Source organism: Embleya sp. NPDC005971 (genome assembly GCF_040629175.1).
Classification (GTDB): Bacteria; Actinomycetota; Actinomycetes; order Streptomycetales; family Streptomycetaceae; genus Embleya.
Window position 1 is genome coordinate 1 of sequence record NZ_JBEXUX010000028.1, and the last position, 17,169, is coordinate 17,169.

Genomic DNA, 17,169 nt, shown 5'->3' on the forward strand with positions numbered 1-17,169 from the left:
CCGCGCTCGGATCCGGCGCCAGGCGCACGACATCCCAACCACGCGGCGCGGTCAGCCGCTCCGAGTGCTCGGCGCACAGGTCGTAGCAATGGGGCCCGCGGCGCTTGTTCCGGGTAGGCCCTAGCCGACGGTGGCCACGCCCGGGGCCAGCGCGGCCAGGATCGGGCCCGGGTCGGCGGCGGCCTCGGCCGCGGTCAGCCGGGCGGTGACGCGTCCGGTGGACAGCACCGTCAGGTGGTCCGCGATGCCCTGGACGAAGCCCAGTTGCGGTGCGGCGATCAGGATGGTCAGGCCCTCGTCGGCGAGGGTGGTGATCAGCCCGCGGATCTGCTCGGCGATCACCGGGGACAGGCCCTCGGTCGGCTCGTCCAGCAGGACCAGGCGCGGACCGCCGAGCAGGGCCCGGGCGATGGCGAGCATCTGCTGTTCGCCGCCGGAGAGTTGCGATCCCCGGTTGCCGGCCCGCTCGCCCAGGCGGGGCAGCAGTTCCAACACCCGTGCCGGCGTCCACGCGGCGTGTTTGCGGTGGGCCAGTTTGAGGTGTTCGGCCACGGTCAGGCTCGCGAACACCCGGCGGCCCTGCGGCACCAGGCCGATGCCCGCGAGCGAAACCCGGTGCGCGGGGCGGCCGGTCAGGTCGGTGCCGGACAGTTCGACGCGTCCGCCCGAGGGCTTGAGCAGCCCCGCGACGGTATGGATGAGGGTGGACTTGCCCGCTCCGTTGGCGCCCAGGAGCGCGTGCACCGTGCCCTCGGGGATGCTCAGGTCGACCCCGTGCAGCACCGAGCCGCCCTGGTAACCCGCCGTCAGTTCGCCGATCTCCAGCACGATTCAGCCCACTTCCTGGTGCTCGGGCTCGGACGCGCCCAGATACGTGTCGCGGACCGCCTGATCCGCCGCGATCTCGTCCGGCGTGCCGGTGGCCAGCAGTTGTCCGGAGGCCAGCACCGTGACCGTGTCGGTGACCTCGCGCACCAGCGCGAAGTTGTGCTCGACCAGCACCATGGTCACCTCGGCCGGCAGCGCCTTGAGCACGGTGGCCAGCCGGACGATGTCGGTATCGGTCAGACCCGCGGCCGGCTCGTCCAGCAGCAGCAGCGTGGGATGCCCGGCGAGCGCCATCGCGATGTCGAGCAACCGCCGTGAGCCGTGCGAGAGTTCGCCGGCGATCTCGTCGGCGCGATCGGTCAGGCCGACCGTCTCCAGATGCGTCGCCGCCTCGCCCGCCAGGGCCCGGTAGCGCACCGGTCGCCAGGCCGCGCCGGTGATCCTCGCGTGCCGCCAGGCGGCCAGGGCCACGTTGTCCAGGACGGACAGCGAGGGCACCACCGCGGGTTGTTGGAAGGCGCGCGCGATACCGATCCGGGAACGACGCGCCGGAGCGAGCCGGGTGATGTCGCGACCGGCGAACACGATGGTGCCCGAGGTCACCGGGGTCGCGCCCGCGATCATGCCGAGCACGGTCGACTTGCCCGCGCCGTTGGGGCCGAGCAGCGCGTGTCGGGCGCCGCGCCGCACGGTCAGGTCCAGCCCGTCCACGGCGGCCAGTGCGCCGTATCTGCGGGTCAGCCCGGTGATGGTGAGCAGCGCGTCCGGATCGGCCGCGGGTGGCGCCGCCTGCTCCGTCGTCGCCGGTTTCTCCGCTTTCCCTTCCTCGGCTTTCTCGGCCGTCTCGGCCTTCTCCGGGTCCGCCGGCTCGTCCGGCAGGTCCGGAGTGCCGGTGGCCCGGCCCAGGGCCCGCCAGGCGGCCCGCGGACCGCCCGCCGTCAGGCCGACCAGGCCGCCCGGCAGCGTGTATACCGCGATCAGGAACAGCGCGCCGAGCAGCAGCGGACCGTGCCCGGGCCAGGGACCGGAGAGCCAGTCCCGGGTGAACACGATCAGCCCCGCGCCGATCATCGCGCCGACAAGCGAGGCGCCACCGCCGATGACCACCGCGAGCAGCACCAGCGAGGAGGTGTCGAAGCCGATGTGCGCCGGCGAGATGTAGCGCTGTACCGAGATCAGCAGCGCGCCCGCGACGCCCGCGAGCGCGCCGACGCCGATGTAGGTGACCGAGAGGTATCGGGTCACCGGGTGGCCGGTCGCGCGCATCCGGGTCTCGTTCTCGCGCGCACCGTCCAGCAGCAGGCCGGCGGGCGAGCGCAGCACCACCGCGGTGATGCCGATCACCACGAGCGTGGTCAGCAGCACGTACCAGTAGGTGTCCACGTCGTCGACGAGGTCGCCCATGCCCCAGAAGGGCTGGATGGGCGGCACACCCGACTTGCCGTCGGTACCGCCGGTGACCGACTTCCACTTCTCCGCGGCGGTGCGCACCAGTTCGCCGACGGCCAGCGTGATCATCAGCACCGTGACGCCGCGCGTGCGCACCACGATCGGTGCGGTGAGCGCGTTGAACAGGGCGCCCGCGGCGGCGGCGACCAGGGTGTGTACGACCCCGATCCGCATGCCGTGTTCGGCCAGGATCGCCGCCGTGTAGCCGCCCACCGCGTACGGCGCGACCTGGCCGAGCGAGGGCAGCCCGGCGCCGCCGCCGAGCACCGCGACACTGGCCGCGAGCACGCCCAGGGACAACGCCTGGGACAGCAGGATGAGGGTGAACAGGCCGACCAGGTACGGCGCCGCGAACAACCACACGATCGCGGCGACGGCCAGGACGCGGCCCACCAGGCGCGCACGCGGCGAATGCAGCGCGGTCCGTGCGCGCAGGGCGAGGGTGGTCATACTCGGCTCCCCGTCGGGCCGAAGCGCGCGGTGCGCGCGATCAGCATCACGGCCATCGTGGCGAACAGCAGATACGGCGCGAGGTCGGGCATCAGCGTGACGCCGAGCGTCTGTACCTCGCCGACCAGGATCGCGGCGAGCAACGCGCCGCCGACCGAGCCCAGTCCGCCGATCACCACGACCAGCAGGGACTGCAACAGCACGGTGTTGGCCACCGACGTGGACGGGCCGATGATCGGCGCGCCCAGACCGCCCGCGAGGCCCGCCAGGGCACCCGCGGCGACCAGTACGCCGGTGCGCACCCGGGCCGGCGAGATGCCGCCCGCCGCGAGCATCTCGGGGTCGTCCACCGAGGCGCGCACGGCCGCGCCGATCCGGGTCCGGGCCAGCACGTACCAGCCGCCGACCCCGAGCACGATCGCGACCACGATGAACGCGAGCCGGTAGCCCGGGTAGTTGTGGCCCAGGATCGACACCGGCTTCTCCAGCGCGCCGGGCACCAGGACCTGGGGGTCGTCCTTGCCGAACCAGGTGGTCAGCAGATCGCCGCCGACCAGGGCGACGCCGAAGGTCAACATCGCCTGCGCCATGTGTCCTCGGCCGGCGATCGGCGCGGTCAGCGCCGCCAGCACCCCGCCGCCGGCCGCGCCCGCCCCGATGCCCGCGAGCACCGCCAGTGCCAGGCCCACCCAGGAGCCGTCGGCGACCGCGGTCGCGGTGTACGCGGCGAACGCGTAGAGCGTGCCGTGCGCCAGGTTGAGGACTCCGCCCGAGCCGAAGGCCAGGGTCAGGCCCGCGGCCACGACGAACAGCAGCAGCCCGTAGGCCACCCCGTCCACGGCCGGGATGAAATTGTCGTCGAACCAGCCCACGGCACGCTCCCTTTCGCTTCCGAAGCCGCCGCTAGCCGAGCGTGCCGAGTTCGCGGACCATGACGTTGCTCAGCGCGGTGCCGTCCTGCTTGACCTCACGCAGGTACCACTTCTGCACCGGCGCGTGCGTGCTCGGGTTGAACTCCCAGGAACCGCGCGGGCTGTCGACCTTGCCGGTCTTGGAGATCGCGGCGTTGACGGTCTCCGGGGTGACCTTGTCACCCGCGGCGGCGATCGCCTTGTCCAGCACGGCGGCCGCGTCGTACATGGTCGCCGACATCATCGTCGGCAGCGCGTTGTACTTGCCCTGGTAGGCCGCGACGAACGAGCGGTTCGCCGGGATGTCCAGGGTGGGCGTGTAGTTGAGCGAGGTGAACACGCCCTTGGCCGCGTCGCCCTCGGCGCCCAGGACCGCACCCTCGGTCAGGAAGCCCGCCGCGTACAGCGGGATGTCCTTGACGTCGGACTGCTTGTACTGCTTGACGAAGTTCACCGCGGCGGTGCCCGCGTAGAACGTGTAGACCGCCTTGGCGCCCGAGTTCTTGATCTCGGTGAAGTACGGCTGGAAGTTGGTGGTGCCCGGGAACGGGGTGAACTTGGTCTTGCCGTCCGGGTTCGCCAGCTTGCCGCCGGCCTTGTCGTACGTCTCGGTGAAGCCGCGGAGCTGGTCCCATCCACCCTGGTAGTCCGGGCCGATCGCGTAGACCGCGCCGGGCACGTTCTCCTTGATGTACGGCGCCGCCGCCACACCCGGCTCCTCGGAGAGGTAGCTGGTGTGCCAGACGTAGTCCGGCTTGTCGATCTTGCCGGGACGACCGACCGCGCCGATCATCGGCACCTTGTTGTCGTTCACGACCTGCACGTTGGCCGCCACCGTGGCCGCGTTGGTCAGCCCCACCACGGCGGTGACCTTGTCCTGCTTGATCAGCTTGGTGACCGAGGGCACCGAGGTCGCCGGACCGTCGCCCTCGTCGGTGATCACCAGTTCGATCTTGTGCCCGCCCAGCTTGCCGCCGTGCTGGTCCAGGTAGGTCTGGAAGCCGTTCTGCAGGTCCGGGCCGAGCGCGGCGTAGACACCGGTCAGCGGGATCGTCAGGCCGATCTTGAGCGTGCCCGAGGACGACCCGCCCTTCTTGTCGTCCGCCGCGCTGCCGCTGCACGCGGCGGTGAACGCGAGCGCACCGGCGAGCAGGCCGGCCGAGGTGACGCGGAACGAGCGTCGGGATATGGGACTTGCCGGGGTCATGACGTGCTCCAGGGTTTGGGCGGGTACAGCGTCGAGCGGTCGAAATGGGCCGCGTCGGGAGGGACGCGAGGGCGCTTCGGTCAGCCCAGCGCCCCGCGCTGTACGTGCAGGAAGCGTTCGCGGGCGGCGGGGGTCAGGGCCGGGCCGACCTGGTTGATCAGCTCGGCCATCTCGAACGAGACCTGACCGATGTCGCATTCACGCGAGGCCAGTACCAACAGCGAGGCGCCGTCGCTGACCTGCATCGAGAACATGAACGCGCCGTTCATCTCGGTCAGGTTGCTCGCCACCGGGTCGGTGCCGAACAGGCGCGCGGCGCCGGCCAGCAGGCTGACCAGGCCGGAGGCGACCGCACCGAGCTGGTCCGCCCGGTCCTGCGGCAGCGAGCTGGTGTTGGCCACCACGAGGCCGTCCGCGGAGACCGCGACGGCATGCAGTACCTCGGGCACCCGGGTGGCGAAATCGTTGAGCAGCCAACTGAGATCGGCTGCGGTGGGGTGGGTCACGATCTCTCCTTGTGATCCGGATCGCCGCCGCCGGGGCGGGGCGAGGGGGCGCGGCGGGACCGGCTGTGCCCGATGCCCTGCGCGAAGGCGGACATCGCCGCGGACACCTGGCGGGCGTCGCGACGGTCCGGCGTGGTGTTCGCCCTGGGGGGCGTCCCGGTCGTGTCGACCAGCGGTGCGGCGGGCGCCGGGGGAGTGCCCGGGTGCACGCTGGGAGTGTCCCGACGAACGCGCAGCGGCAGGCCCGTGTTCGTGGTGCGGGTGGGCAGTGCCGACTCCGGGGTCGGACCGGCGGGCGCCTGCGGTTGCACCGGGCGCTCGGCGGGTTCGGCCGAGCTCATCGGGGCGAGTGCGGGCGGGGTCGGGGCGGCGGGCGCGGGCGGCCGTTCGCCGGTGAAGCGCAGTCCCGAGGGCGCGGGTTCGCGCGGTCCGGGGGCGCTCGCGTCGCTGACCGGTTGGGGTCGGGTCGGCGTGAACACGTTCGCCACCGGCTCGAACGGGCCCGGGTCCGGGTGGCCACCGGCCCGTACGCCCACGTCCAGTGCCCGGCCGGAGGCCGGTACCGGAGCGACCTCGGGCTTGGGCACCCCGCGGTGCCGGCCGGGGCGATCGCGGAAGACCACGATGTCCTCGGGCAGGCCCACCTCGGCGACGGTGCCGCCCTGTGGTCCCTGGCTCAAGGTGATCGTGATGCCGTAGCGCGTGGCCAGGTGGCCGGCCACGGTCAGACCCATCGCGCGCACCGCGTGCACGTCCAACTGGGCCGGAGCCGCCAGGCGTTCGTTGAATCCGGCGATCCGCTCCGGGGTGATGCCCACGCCGGAGTCGGTCACGGTGAGCACCGCGCCGTCGCCGCGTCGGTTCGCCTGGAGTACCACCCAGGTCTCCGGGCGGCTGAACTTGGTCGCGTTGTCCAACAGTTCGGCGAGCAGGTGCGCGACGTCGTCGCGGGCCCGACCGGCGATCAGGATGCGCGGATCCACCGCGCCGGGGTCCACCCGGGTGAACCGCTCGATGCGGCCGATCGCCGCGCGTGCGACGTCCAGCAGCAGCGCGTCCTCGCGCACGCGGGCGGTGCCCTCGCCGCCGAGTACCAGCAGACTGGTGTTGTTGCGGCCCATGCGCTGGACCAGGTGGTCGAGCGAGTACAGCCGCTTGAGCCGGTCCGGGTCGTGCTCGTGCGCCTCGGCCTCGTCGAGGACCTTGACCAGGCCGTCGGTGAGGCGCTGGTTGCGGCGCGCGAGGGCGACCAGCACGGTGGCGATACCGGCACGCAGCACCGCCTGTTCGGCGGCGATCCGGACGGCGGCGGTGAAGACGGTGTTGAACGCCGAGCCCACCTCGGCGATCTCGTCCTTGCCGCGCACCTCGATGGGGGTGCCCGCGCGTTCGGCGATCTCGTCGGCGGTCGCGCCGTCGAGGGAGCGGCCCTGCTGGAGCTTGGCCACCGCGTCCGGCAGGCCGGTGTAGGCCACCTCGTGCGCGGTGTCGCGCAGGCGCAGCAGTTCGCGGGTCATCGGTCGACCCAGCCGCAGCACCAGGAGTACCGCGGCGGCCAGCGCGAGCAGCACCGCGGCGGCCTGCCCGATCGCCCACCAACGACGGTCGTCGCGTTCGTCGCTGACCGAGGACAGCACCGAGGCGTCCACGCGTCGTTCGACGTCGCTGATCCGGGCGATCCGGTCCGCGGTCGCCTTGGTCCACACGTCCTGACTGATCAGGATGGGCGTGTCCACCTTGGCTCGGGACACCGCGTCCTCGAGCTGGTGCACGGCCAGGATCTCCGGGCCGGTCTGGGCCAGTTCCAGCCAACCCAGCCACTCCGAGTCGGCGAGCGACTCGAAGGACGTCTCGCTCTCGTCGTAGCCGGTACGGGTGGCCAGGATGTCCTGCTGTTGGGACGGCGAGATCCGGCTGGACGCCAACGCGCGCAGGACCGCCGTCTGTTGTTGTCCCAGCCACTCCGTGGCGTGCGACAGGGCCGCGGCGGCGCGCAGGCGGTCCGAGTTGTCCGGGCCGGCGCCGCCGGCCTGGGCCACGCTGTCGCGGTAGTCGAGCGCGTCCGCGATCAGGATGCGGTAGCGGAAGACGACGGCGGTCAGCGAGGTGCCCTTGGGCGCCTGGACCTGTTCGCGCAGCGCGGTCAGGTCGGTCAGACCCGCGTCCAGCCTGCGCAGTCGTTCCTTGGTGTTGCCGGGGATCGAGCCCAGGTCCTTGCGCAGTTTGCGGTAGCGCGTGGCGCTTTCGTCCGTCGCGGCGGTGCGCTGGTGGTACGTGACCAGGGCGCCGCTGCCGGCCTCCGGCCACAGGACCGCCGCGGCGGCGGCGCGTTCGCTCTGCAGGCGGTGCGCGAGTTCGCCGGCCTCGCCGGAGACCTGGGTCAGCGAGCGCAGGCGGTTCGCGTCCAGGGCCTCGCCGGTCGTGGTGGACACGGCGAGTCCCGCGGACCCCACCATCACGGTGAGCGGCACGGCGACGAGCAGGACGAGTTTCCGAGTGATGTTCAGGTCGTCCACCACCAGATCGTTGCCGGGGTGGAGCGAGGCAGGGATACGGAGTCGAGTATTCCGCTTGTCAAGTACGTCATTTTCCCGATGATTCGCACTTTCCGGTCTTGCGCTTTCGGTGACGCGGATCGCGTCCTATTCCGTGCACGACGGGCAGAGCCTAGCGGCATTCGCACGTGTGCTCGCAGTGGCAGGTGGGTAAGGGGCCGGGAGTCCCGCATACGCCCCCGAATGTTGACATGCGTAAGTTAACCCCGCGAAGGAAGATCGATTGCGGGGCATGCCCGTACACACCGGGATATCAAGACATTTGAGCCCCACCGTCGTTGCTCGGACCCCTATATCCGTATTTCCACCCCCGCCCTACGGTGCCCGTTTGCCAACCATTCGTTGGGATATACCGGATCGTTGCCTTCCGTTTATCGGTGTGTCGACCAACCGGATCGTCGCCGACGGCTGCCTAGACTGGGCCGAAGACCGATCCCGGCGGAGCGAATTGGGAGAGTCACATGTTGCGGCGACGCGCCCTGGCTTTTTTCCTCACCGTCCCGATCGCCGCCGCGGGGGCGGCCGTGTGGATCACCGACGCCGCCTCCTCCTCCTCGGGGGGCCCGCCGAAGGCCGACCCGAAGGGGACCGGCGACCCCGGCCGGCCCGCCGCCGGCGGGGCCGAGGCCCGGGTGTTGCCGAGCGGACCGTTGGCGGCCGACGCGCGGGGACTCGTGCCGATCCCGGTCGAGGCGCTCGGCGGACCGGGCCGCCCCTGGACACCGGGGCGGGACACCCGGGTGCGGGCCGCGACCGAGGCCGCGCGGGCGGTCGCCGAATCGGTCGCCGCCGAACTGCGCGCCGCCACCGGCCTGCCGCTGCCCGTGCTGGTCGACGCCCGGTCCGGCACCGGCGCGGACCTCGCCCTGGTCCTGGATCCGGACCCGGCCGGCCGACCCGACGGCGACGAGGCGTACGAGCTGATCGTCACCGAGCACGGCGCCACGATCCGCGCGGGCGCGCCGGTCGGCCTCTACCGGGGCGCCCAGACGCTGCGCCAACTGGTGCCGGTCGAGCCGCCGTTCGAACTGCGCCCGGCCGTGGTGCGGGACGCGCCCAGGTATCCGTACCGGGGCATCATGATCGACCTGGCCCGGCACTTCTATCCGCCCGCCGAGATGCGCCGGCTGATCGATCACCTCGCCGCCTACAAGTTCAACCACCTGCATCTGCATCTGACCGACGACCAGGGCTGGCGGATCGCCATCGAGGGGCGGCCCGAACTCACCGGGATCGGCGCGTCCACCCAGGTGGGCGGCGGGCCGGGCGGGTTCTGGACGGCGGCCGACTACCGCGCGGTGATCGACTACGCGGGCGAGCGCTTCATCACCGTGGTGCCCGAGATCGACATGCCCGGACACACCAACGCGGCGATCGTCGCCTACCCGGAACTGGCCTGCGACGGCAAGCAGTACACCCCCTATACCGGCACCCGGGTCGGCTTCTCCTCGTTGTGCGTCGACGGCGAGGCCACCTATACGTTCCTGGACGAGGTGCTCGGCCGGCTCGCCGAACTCACCCCCGGCCCCTACCTGCACATCGGCGGAGACGAGACGCACACGCTCAAGCCCGCGCAGTACCGGGCCTTCATGGCCCGCGCCCAACCCCTGGTGGCCAAGCACGGCAAGCAGACCATGGCCTGGCACCAACTCGCCTCCGGCGACCCGCTGCCCGGCGCGATCCTGGAGTACTGGGGCGCGTCCCGGCAGGACGCGGCCGAGGTCGCCGCCGCCGCGCGGGCCGGCCACAAGGTGGTGCTGGCGCCGGCCGACCACGCCTACCTGGACATGAAGTACAGCGCCGGCGAGCGGCTCGGGGTGACCTGGGCCGGCACCGTCGACGTGCGGCAGTCCTATGACTGGGAACCCTCGACGCACCTGCCCGGACTGCCCGCGGACGCGGTGCTCGGGGTCGAGGGCGCGTTGTGGGGCGAGACGATCAAGACCATCGCGGACGCCGAGTACCTGCTCTTCCCGCGGATCGCCTCGGTCGCCGAGGCCGCCTGGTCCCGCCCGGAACGGCGCGACTGGGCGGACTTTCGCACCCGGGCCGCGGCGCACGAGGCGCGCTGGGACGCGCAGGGCATCAACCACGCGGACCGGCTGACCTGACGCGGGGCCGCGTCCTCGGGCGCGGGGCTGCGCCCGAGGACGGGCCGGGTCAGCGGCGGACCGCGCCCGCGGTCAGGGCGATGATCGCGACCAGCACCGCCGGAATCGCCAATGCCGTGGTCAGGCTGGTGTGGTGGGCGATGAAGCCGATCACCGGCGGGCCCGCGAGCAGCCCGATGTAGGCGATGCCGGTCACCCGCGAGATGGCCCACGCGGCGGGCACCCCCGGGGTGTTGCCGGCGGCGCTGAACGTCACCGGGGCGACCGGGGCCACTCCGACGCCGAACAGCGTGAAGCCCAGCACCGACACCGCCGGCCACGGTGTGACCAGCGCGAGCGCCATGCCCAGCGCCGCGATCAGCGCGCCCGTCCGCAACACCCGTACCGGGCCGAAGCGTTCCACGACCCGATCGCCCGCGAACCGGCCGGCCGCCATCGCCACCGACATGCCCGCGAAGCCCAGCCCGGCGACCCCCGCCGAACTGTCCAGCGTCTCGCGCAGATGCACCCCGCTCCAGTCCGCTACCGCGCCCTCGCCGACGAAGGAGCACAGCCCGATCAGCGCGAGCAGGACCACCGCGCGGTAGCCGGCGAGCAGCCGGACCAGACCGCCCGCGGCCGCCGCAGGTGCTTCACCCGATTCCGATTCCGACGCCGACGCCGACGCCGACTTCGAATCCGACTTCGAGTCCGACGCTGCCGGGGTATGCACGTGCGGATCGTCCGCGACGCCCAGCAGCGCCCGCGAACCGGCCCACGCCCCGACCGCGAGCACGAGCGCCATCACCGACAGATGCACCCGGGGAGTGACCCCCAGGGCCGCCGCTCCGGAGCCGACCAGCGCGCCGAACAGCCCGCCGAGGCTGTAGCCGCCGTGCAGCCCGTTCATGATCGGCCGGCCCAACTGCTGCTCGATCGCGACACCCTGCGCGTTCGCCGCGACATCGGTGAAACCCATCAGCGCGCCCAGGATCAGCAGGCCGACCGCCAACGAGGGCAGGTTCCAGGCGAACGCGGGCAGGAACAGCGCCAGACACCCGCCGATCACCGACACCCGCGCGACCCGCCTGCTGCCCCAGCGCCCGGCGGCGGTGCCCGCGAGCTGGACCGCCACCAGCGCGCCCACCGGCGAGCCGAGCAGGGCCAGTCCCAGTTGGGCGTCGTCGAGGTCCAGATCCTCCTTGAACTGCGGGATCCGGGCCAGGAAATCCGCCACCGCGGCGCTGAACGCGAAGAACACCCACAGCGCGGCCCACCGGGCCCGCTGTAGACGTTCGATGGACAACCGCCCGGTCGTTTCCCCCGGGGCGCTCACACCGCGCAGGAACCGTCGGCGCACGCGTCGCCGTCGGTCGCCGGCCGGGCGGACTCGCCGCTCTGCTCGCGCACCTGGTCGCGCACCTGCTCCAGGACCTGGAGGAACGTGGACGCCTCCTGGGCGCCCTGCACCGCCCAGGTGCCCTCGAACACGAACGTCGGCACGGCGGTGACGCCCATCTCCTGCGCCTCGGCGATCTCGCGCCGGACCTCGTCGGTGCCCTCGTCGGAGGCGAGGAAGGCGACCACCCGATCCCGGTCCAGCCCGGCCTCGACGGCGAACTCGGTCAACCGCACGTGGTCGGCGACGTTCTCGCCCTCGGTGAAGTAGGCCGCGAGCAGCCGATCCTTGAGCGCGGCCTGGGCCGCCGGGCCGAACTCGGTCAGGGCGAGCCACAACATCCGGTGCGCGGTCAGCGTGTTCACCGACAGCGCCCGGGTGAAGTCGAAGGTGATGCCCTCGGCGGTGCCCACGTCGGCGAGCCGCGCGTTCATTCCGTCGAGGTTGGCCGCGCCGAACTTCTCGGCCAGCCGCTCGCGCAGCGGCGACGGCTCGGTGGGTGTGCTCGGGTCCAATTGGTAGGGGCGATACGTGACCTGGATGTCCTCGGCGCCCGGGAACGCCGCGAGCGCGCGCTCGAAGCGGCGCTTCCCGACGTAGCACCACGGGCACGCGATATCGCTGTAGATCTCGACCTTCACTTGCTCTCCGGCTTTCTTGCTCGGTGGTCGCGGGCACTGGCCGCACAGCGGCTGCGGCGTCCCGGGACACGGGGGCGATGTACAGGACGGACGTACCGACGGTCACGGCGGCGGACGCACCGAAAAGGAAACATACGTGCGACCGCCAAACATTCCCCAACCGGCTGTATCCGCGGCCCGAGCCCAGGCGTAGCCTGACCGCTGCCCGTCGTGCGTCACCGGTCGAGCACGCCGTGTCGACGCGGCGTCGGCACTCGACAACGCTCGACTTCACTTGTTCGACATGACTCGACATCACTCGAAGGAGCCCTCGTGGACCAGATGACCCAGTACCGGCGTGCGGTCGACGCCTTCCGCCCGCTGCTCGCCGAGGTCGACGACGCCAAGCTCGGACTCGCGTGTCCGTGCGACGAATGGGACGTCAAGGGCCTGCTCGCCCACGCCACCGGCGCCCAGCGCGGTCTCGCGGCGGCCCTGACCGGGCCGTCCGAGCCGGTCTCCGAGGACCCCAGGGAGGACTTCGAGGCGGTGGTCGAGACGATGCTGGCGACCTTCACGCCGGAGCGGATCGCCGCGTCGATCAAGACCCCGTTCGGCGAGCAGACCGGCGGTTTCCTGCTCGGCCTGGCCACCGGCGACATCTTCGTGCACGCGTGGGACCTGGCCCGGGCGCTGGGCAGGCCGACCGACCTGGACCCCGAGCTCGCCGAGACGCTCCTGGAGCGCATGCGCAGCACCCTTCCGGACGCCGCGCGCGGCGAGGGGCGTGCGTTCGGCCCGGAGCAGCCGGTCGCCGCGGACGCGCCGGCCGCGGACCGGCTCGCCGCGTTCACCGGTCGTGCGGTGAACTGAGCCCGAACGAGCCGCCGGGCCCCCGGACATCCCGGGACAAGCCCTACCGGACTCGGCAACTGACGGGTCGTCAGGCTGCGCGCCGGGTGGTCGGCGGTGTATGCACGTCAACGCACACCCCCAGTCGATCGGGAGTATCGATGAGCACGTCGCAGCACGATCACGGCCGGATGGATCCCCCTCGCGTCCAGGAGGTGGCCGACGGAGCGTTCGCGTACATCCAGCCGGACGGCACCTGGTGGATCAACAACACCGGCTTCCTGGTCGGCCCGGAGGGCGTCGTCGCGATCGACGGTTGCGCCACCGAGGCCCGGACCCGGATGTTCCAGGAGACGATCGCCAAGCACACCGACGCGCCGGTGCGCACGCTGATCAACACGCACCACCACGGCGACCACACGAACGGGAACTACCTGTTCGAGTCGGCCACCATCGTGGCGCACGAGAACACCCGGGCCGAGATCCTCAATCTGGGCATCATGGAGGTCGAGGCGATCTGGCCGGGGGTCGGCTGGGGCGGGCTGCGCGCGGCACCGCCGTTCCTGACCTTCACCGACAGCGTCACCGTGTACGCGGGCGAACTGCGGGCGCAGGTGCGGCACTTCGGGCCGGCGCACACCTCGAACGACTCGGTGGTGTGGTTGGAGGAGCAGGGCGTCCTCTACACGGGCGACCTGATCTTCAACGGCGGTACCCCGTTCCTGCTGATGGGTTCGCCCGCCGGCTACCTCGAAGTGCTGGAGCGCATCAAGGGGTTGGGCGCGACCACGCTGGTCCCCGGGCACGGCGAGGTGTGTGGCCCGGAGCAGATCGACTATGCGATCGGGTACACGAACTTCCTCCTGGAGACGGCCCGCAAGGGTCTGGAGGCCGGGCTGGACCCGCTGAGCGTGGCGCGGGAGACGGACCTGGGCGAGTACGCGGTGCTGTCCGACTCGGAGCGGATCGTCGGCAACCTGCACCGGGCATATGCCGAGTTGAACGGGGCGGAGCGGGCCGCGTCGATCGACATCTACGGCGCGCTCGGCGACATGGTCGTGTTCAACGACGGCAAGCCGCTTTCCTGCTACGCGTGACGAGTGGTGCGGCCTGCGGCCCGGCCGGCCTCGAACGCGGGCCGGGCTGATCGGCCATGGGCGCCGGCCGGGCCGTTGACGGCCCGGCCGGCGCTTTTGGTCGGGGTTGGGGGCGGTGTGATCATTTAGCGATACCGACGCACCGTCGCCGGTCCTCGGCACGTACGGAACAAGGAGCACAATCGTGAAGTTCGCGACCTTCGACCTGAATGGCTCGATCCACTCCGGGGTGTTGTCGAGCGGTGGCGATACCGTGCACCCGCTGCCGGCGGGCGAAACGTTGCTCTCGTTGATCGAGCGGGGCGGGCAGGCGTTGCGCGCGGCGGGTGAGCAGGCCCTGTCGCAGCCCTCGGTCGCGCTCGCCGACGTGCGCCTGCTGCCGCCGCTGCAGCCGCCCACCGTGCGTGACTTCGTGGCGTTCGAGGAGCACGTCGAGGGCGTCGCGATCACCGTGCAGGGGCCGGACGCCACGGTGGTGCCCGAGTGGTACGAGCTGCCCACCTTCTACTTCACCAACCCCTACGCGATCATCGGCCCCGACGACGTGGTGCCGATGCCGCCGGGGTCGAGCGTGCTCGACTTCGAACTGGAGGTCGGCATCGTGATCGGCCGCGCGGGCAAGGACCTGACGGTCGAGCAGGCCGCGGAACACATCGTCGGCTACACCATCTTCAACGACTGGTCGGCGCGCGACCTCCAGGCCCGGGAGATGCGGGTCGGTCTGGGTCCGTGCAAGGGCAAGGACACCGCGACCACGCTCGGCCCGTGGCTGGTGACCGCCGACGAGTTCGAGGAGTACCGGGACGCGGACGGCTTCCTGGACATCGCGCTGCGGGCGTCGGTCAACGGTGTCGAGATCGGCCGCGACTCGCTGGTCAACATGGGCTGGCCGCCCGCCGAGTTGGTCGCCTACGCCTCGCGTGGCACCTGGATCCGTCCCGGCGACGTACTCGGCACCGGCACCTGCGGCAACGGCGGTTGCCTCGGCGAACTGTGGGGCCTGGGGCGGGAGTTGTCGCCGCTGAAGCCGGGTGACACGGTGGCGCTCACGGTTGAGGGCATCGGGACGCTGACCAACACGGTGGTCGAGGGCGCCGCCCCGCAGCCGATCCCGGCCGCGCGCAAGCGTCCGCGCACCCGCCGGGACGCCTTCGACGCGTGAGGCGCGCGGGCAGGCGGCCGGGCACCCGGCCGCCTGCCCGCGATCGCTCAACCGTTCAGATAGGCGAGTACGGCCAACACCCGTCGATGTCCCACGTCGTCGGGTGCCAGGCCGAGCTTCGCGAAGATGTTGCGGATGTGCTTGTTGACGGCGCCTTCGCTGATCACCAGCAGCCGGCCGATGTCCGTGTTCGAGCGACCCTCGGCCATCAGCCCGAGCACCTCGCGCTCACGCGGGGTCAACTCGCGCAACGGGTCGTCCGAGCGGCGGCGGACCAGGAGTTGGGCGACCACCTCCGGGTCCATCACCGTGCCGCCCGCCGCCACCCGGCGCAGCGCGTCGGCGAACTCCGCGACGTCGCCCACCCGTTGCTTGAGCAGGTAGCCGGTCGCGCCCTTGCCGTCGGCGAGCAACTCGGCCGCGTAGCGGTCCTCGACATACGCGGACAACACCAGCACGGGCAGCCCCGGTCGACGCCGCCGGGCCTCGATCGCGGCCCGCAACCCCTCGTCGCGAAAATCCGGTGGCAGTCGTACGTCGACCACGGTGACGTCCGGCTCGTGGGTTGCCACGGCGGCCAGGAAATCCGTGCCGTTGTCCACCGCCGCCGGCACCTCGAAGCCCTCGCCGGCCAGGAGCAGGGTGAGCCCCTCGCGCAGCAGGGCGTCGTCCTCGGCGATCACCACCCGCACGGCAACTCCGCACGCAGTCGGGTCGGCCCGCCCACCGGGCTGTGCACCGTCAGCCGGCCGCCCAGGGCGAGCGCGCGCCGCCGGAGGCCGATCAGGCCGCTGCCCGGGTGCCCGTCCGCGCCGCCGCGCCCGTCGTCCTCGACCTCGATCACCAGCGTGTCCTCCTCCTGCGCCAACGTGACCACGACGTGGTCGGCGTGGCTGTGCTTGGCCACATTGTTCAACGCCTCGGCGACGACGAAGTACGCGGCGGTCTCCACGGCGGCCGGGGCCCGGGTCAGGCCGACGGTCCGCACGACGCAGGGCACCGGGCAGCGGGCGGCCAGGGCGGAGACGGCGCCGTCCAGACCGCGTTCGGCCAGGATCGGCGGGTGGATGCCGCGGACCACGTCGCGCAGTTCGTCCAGCGCGTCGTTGGCGGCTCGCCGAGCGCGCAGGACCAGCGGCAGCGCCTGCTCCGGATCGCGTTCCAGAGCCCGTTCGATCAGCCCGAGGTGCAGCACCACGGCAAGCAGTCGATTCTGCGTACCGTCGTGCAAGTCCCTTTCGATGCGCCGCAGTTCGGCGCCGTGTGCGTCCAATGCGGCGGCTCGGCCGGCGGTCGCCTCGGCCAGTTGCTCGACCAGGTGGGGGGTGGACGAGGGGGTGAGCAGCGGGCGGGTCGGTCGAGCCTGACCGCGGAGCAGGATCGGGACCAGGGTGGCCGTGAGCATCGCGAGGGCCGCACCGATCGGCACCATCGCCGCGGCCGTCCACCACGAGTCGACCGGGAATCCGGCCCCGGAGGGCGGCCGGCCCGGGACGGCCCACCACCACAGCGGCATGGTGAGGTTGTTGACGGCGCTCAGGCCCAGGCCCAGGCCGAGCACGGCGGCGAGCAGGCCGGTCAACCCGTGTACCGGGAGCCACAGCAGGTCCCGCCGGCCGGCCGGGTCGGTGAGCGCGATCCGGGCTCGGCCGAGCAGGGAGCCCTCCAGGGGGCGGTAGTGCTCGGGTATCGGCGGGCCGCCGAGCACGCCGGCGACCCGGCGGCGTTCGATCCCGGCCAGTCGGCGCACCGTGCGCAGCAGCGGGGCCGCGAGGGGCAGGCCGACGCCCACGACGCACAGCGCGGCGACCAGCACGACCGCGGGCAGGGCGAGCAGCGCGAGCAGTGCGGTGCCGCCGGCCTCGGCGAGCAGCAGCAGCCGGCCGGGCAGACGGCGCAGCGCCGCGAGCGTTCGGGACAGGCCGGACCTCGCGGACATCGCTCGACCCCTTTCCCGGATTGGTTCGATGCTCTCCGGCGCGGCACCCGACCGACAGCCGGGCCGGGCCCCCTCGCGGGGTGGTGCGCACACCACCCCACAAA

At 72.2% G+C, this 17,169-nt stretch carries 14 protein-coding genes and 1 pseudogene; 4 read left to right on the plus strand and 11 right to left on the minus strand.

The genetic code is table 11. The features are described from left to right. The 7 genes and pseudogenes from ABZ374_RS24045 to ABZ374_RS24075 all read right to left on the minus strand — a co-directional run. Positions 1–94, minus strand: a pseudogene (locus ABZ374_RS24045) (DUF3499 family protein); the annotation flags it as partial. Positions 95–120: 26 nt separating this feature from the next. Then, the gene (locus ABZ374_RS24050; protein WP_360314304.1) at positions 121–828 is read right to left on the minus strand and encodes an ABC transporter ATP-binding protein; all 708 of its coding nucleotides are present in this window, start codon (positions 826–828) and stop codon (positions 121–123) included. 3 nt (positions 829–831) lie between these two features. Next, positions 832–2,727, minus strand: coding sequence for a branched-chain amino acid ABC transporter ATP-binding protein/permease (locus ABZ374_RS24055; RefSeq protein WP_360314306.1), 1,896 nt, complete (start codon positions 2,725–2,727; stop codon positions 832–834). Continuing rightward, positions 2,724–3,599, minus strand: a complete 876-nt coding sequence (locus tag ABZ374_RS24060) for a branched-chain amino acid ABC transporter permease (protein ID WP_360314308.1) — start codon at positions 3,597–3,599, stop codon at positions 2,724–2,726. Before ABZ374_RS24060 ends, ABZ374_RS24055 begins: the two co-directional genes overlap by 4 nt. Positions 3,600–3,630: 31 nt before the next feature. Next, positions 3,631–4,845, minus strand: a complete 1,215-nt coding sequence (locus ABZ374_RS24065; RefSeq protein ID WP_360314310.1) for an ABC transporter substrate-binding protein — start codon at positions 4,843–4,845, stop codon at positions 3,631–3,633. Positions 4,846–4,925: 80 nt separating this feature from the next. Continuing rightward, complete coding sequence (locus ABZ374_RS24070; RefSeq protein ID WP_360314312.1) at positions 4,926–5,351, minus strand: roadblock/LC7 domain-containing protein; 426 nt, start codon at positions 5,349–5,351, stop codon at positions 4,926–4,928. After that, the gene (locus tag ABZ374_RS24075; protein WP_360314313.1) at positions 5,348–7,867 is read right to left on the minus strand and encodes a nitrate- and nitrite sensing domain-containing protein; all 2,520 of its coding nucleotides are present in this window, start codon (positions 7,865–7,867) and stop codon (positions 5,348–5,350) included. Before ABZ374_RS24075 ends, ABZ374_RS24070 begins: the two co-directional genes overlap by 4 nt. Positions 7,868–8,367: 500 nt before the next feature. Here ABZ374_RS24075 and ABZ374_RS24080 point away from each other — a divergent pair, with 500 nt between their 5' ends. Continuing rightward, positions 8,368–10,017: a family 20 glycosylhydrolase gene (locus ABZ374_RS24080; RefSeq protein WP_360314315.1), complete on the plus strand. Its 1,650-nt coding sequence runs from the start codon at positions 8,368–8,370 to the stop codon at positions 10,015–10,017. A 49-nt stretch (positions 10,018–10,066) separates the two neighbouring features. Here the strand turns inward: ABZ374_RS24080 and ABZ374_RS24085 are convergent, their stop codons facing one another. Together ABZ374_RS24085 and ABZ374_RS24090 are read right to left on the minus strand one after the other, a co-directional pair. Next, on the minus strand, positions 10,067–11,302 hold the full coding sequence (locus ABZ374_RS24085) for an MFS transporter (RefSeq protein WP_360314317.1): 1,236 nt from the start codon (positions 11,300–11,302) through the stop codon (positions 10,067–10,069). Between the two features lie 26 nt (positions 11,303–11,328). After that, entirely contained in the window at positions 11,329–12,036 is a 708-nt protein-coding gene (locus ABZ374_RS24090; protein WP_360314319.1) for a DsbA family oxidoreductase, read from the minus strand. 321 nt (positions 12,037–12,357) lie between these two features. Here ABZ374_RS24090 and ABZ374_RS24095 point away from each other — a divergent pair, with 321 nt between their 5' ends. The 3 genes from ABZ374_RS24095 to ABZ374_RS24105 all read left to right on the plus strand — a co-directional run bounded on the left by ABZ374_RS24095 (position 12,358) and on the right by ABZ374_RS24105 (position 15,126). Further along, entirely contained in the window at positions 12,358–12,888 is a 531-nt protein-coding gene (locus ABZ374_RS24095) for a TIGR03086 family metal-binding protein (protein WP_360314501.1), read from the plus strand. A gap of 140 nt (positions 12,889–13,028) precedes the next feature. Next, positions 13,029–13,964: an MBL fold metallo-hydrolase gene (locus tag ABZ374_RS24100; RefSeq protein WP_360314321.1), complete on the plus strand. Its 936-nt coding sequence runs from the start codon at positions 13,029–13,031 to the stop codon at positions 13,962–13,964. A 184-nt stretch (positions 13,965–14,148) separates the two neighbouring features. Continuing rightward, a complete protein-coding gene (locus ABZ374_RS24105) occupies positions 14,149–15,126 on the plus strand; it encodes a fumarylacetoacetate hydrolase family protein (protein ID WP_360314323.1) in 978 nt (325 codons plus the stop codon). Between the two features lie 47 nt (positions 15,127–15,173). On the opposite strand, the gene ABZ374_RS24110 is transcribed toward ABZ374_RS24105, so the two are convergent. Then, positions 15,174–15,818 carry a response regulator transcription factor gene (locus ABZ374_RS24110; RefSeq protein ID WP_360314325.1) on the minus strand — a complete coding sequence of 215 codons (645 nt, stop codon included), beginning with the start codon at positions 15,816–15,818 and terminating at the stop codon, positions 15,174–15,176. Continuing rightward, positions 15,806–17,065: a sensor histidine kinase gene (locus ABZ374_RS24115; protein ID WP_360314327.1), complete on the minus strand. Its 1,260-nt coding sequence runs from the start codon at positions 17,063–17,065 to the stop codon at positions 15,806–15,808. The genes ABZ374_RS24110 and ABZ374_RS24115 overlap by 13 nt, the downstream gene beginning before the upstream one ends. Between the last annotated feature and the right edge of the window lie 104 nt (positions 17,066–17,169).

Coding starts and splice junctions, on each gene's coding strand:
- ABZ374_RS24055 (WP_360314306.1), bottom strand. CDS start 2,727: ATGACCACCCTCGCCCTGCGCGCACGGACCGCGCTGCATTCGCCGCGT.
- ABZ374_RS24065 (WP_360314310.1), bottom strand. CDS start 4,845: ATGACCCCGGCAAGTCCCATATCCCGACGCTCGTTCCGCGTCACCTCG.
- ABZ374_RS24080 (WP_360314315.1), top strand. CDS start 8,368: ATGTTGCGGCGACGCGCCCTGGCTTTTTTCCTCACCGTCCCGATCGCC.
- ABZ374_RS24095 (WP_360314501.1), top strand. CDS start 12,358: ATGACCCAGTACCGGCGTGCGGTCGACGCCTTCCGCCCGCTGCTCGCC.
- ABZ374_RS24100 (WP_360314321.1), top strand. CDS start 13,029: ATGAGCACGTCGCAGCACGATCACGGCCGGATGGATCCCCCTCGCGTC.
- ABZ374_RS24115 (WP_360314327.1), bottom strand. CDS start 17,065: ATGTCCGCGAGGTCCGGCCTGTCCCGAACGCTCGCGGCGCTGCGCCGT.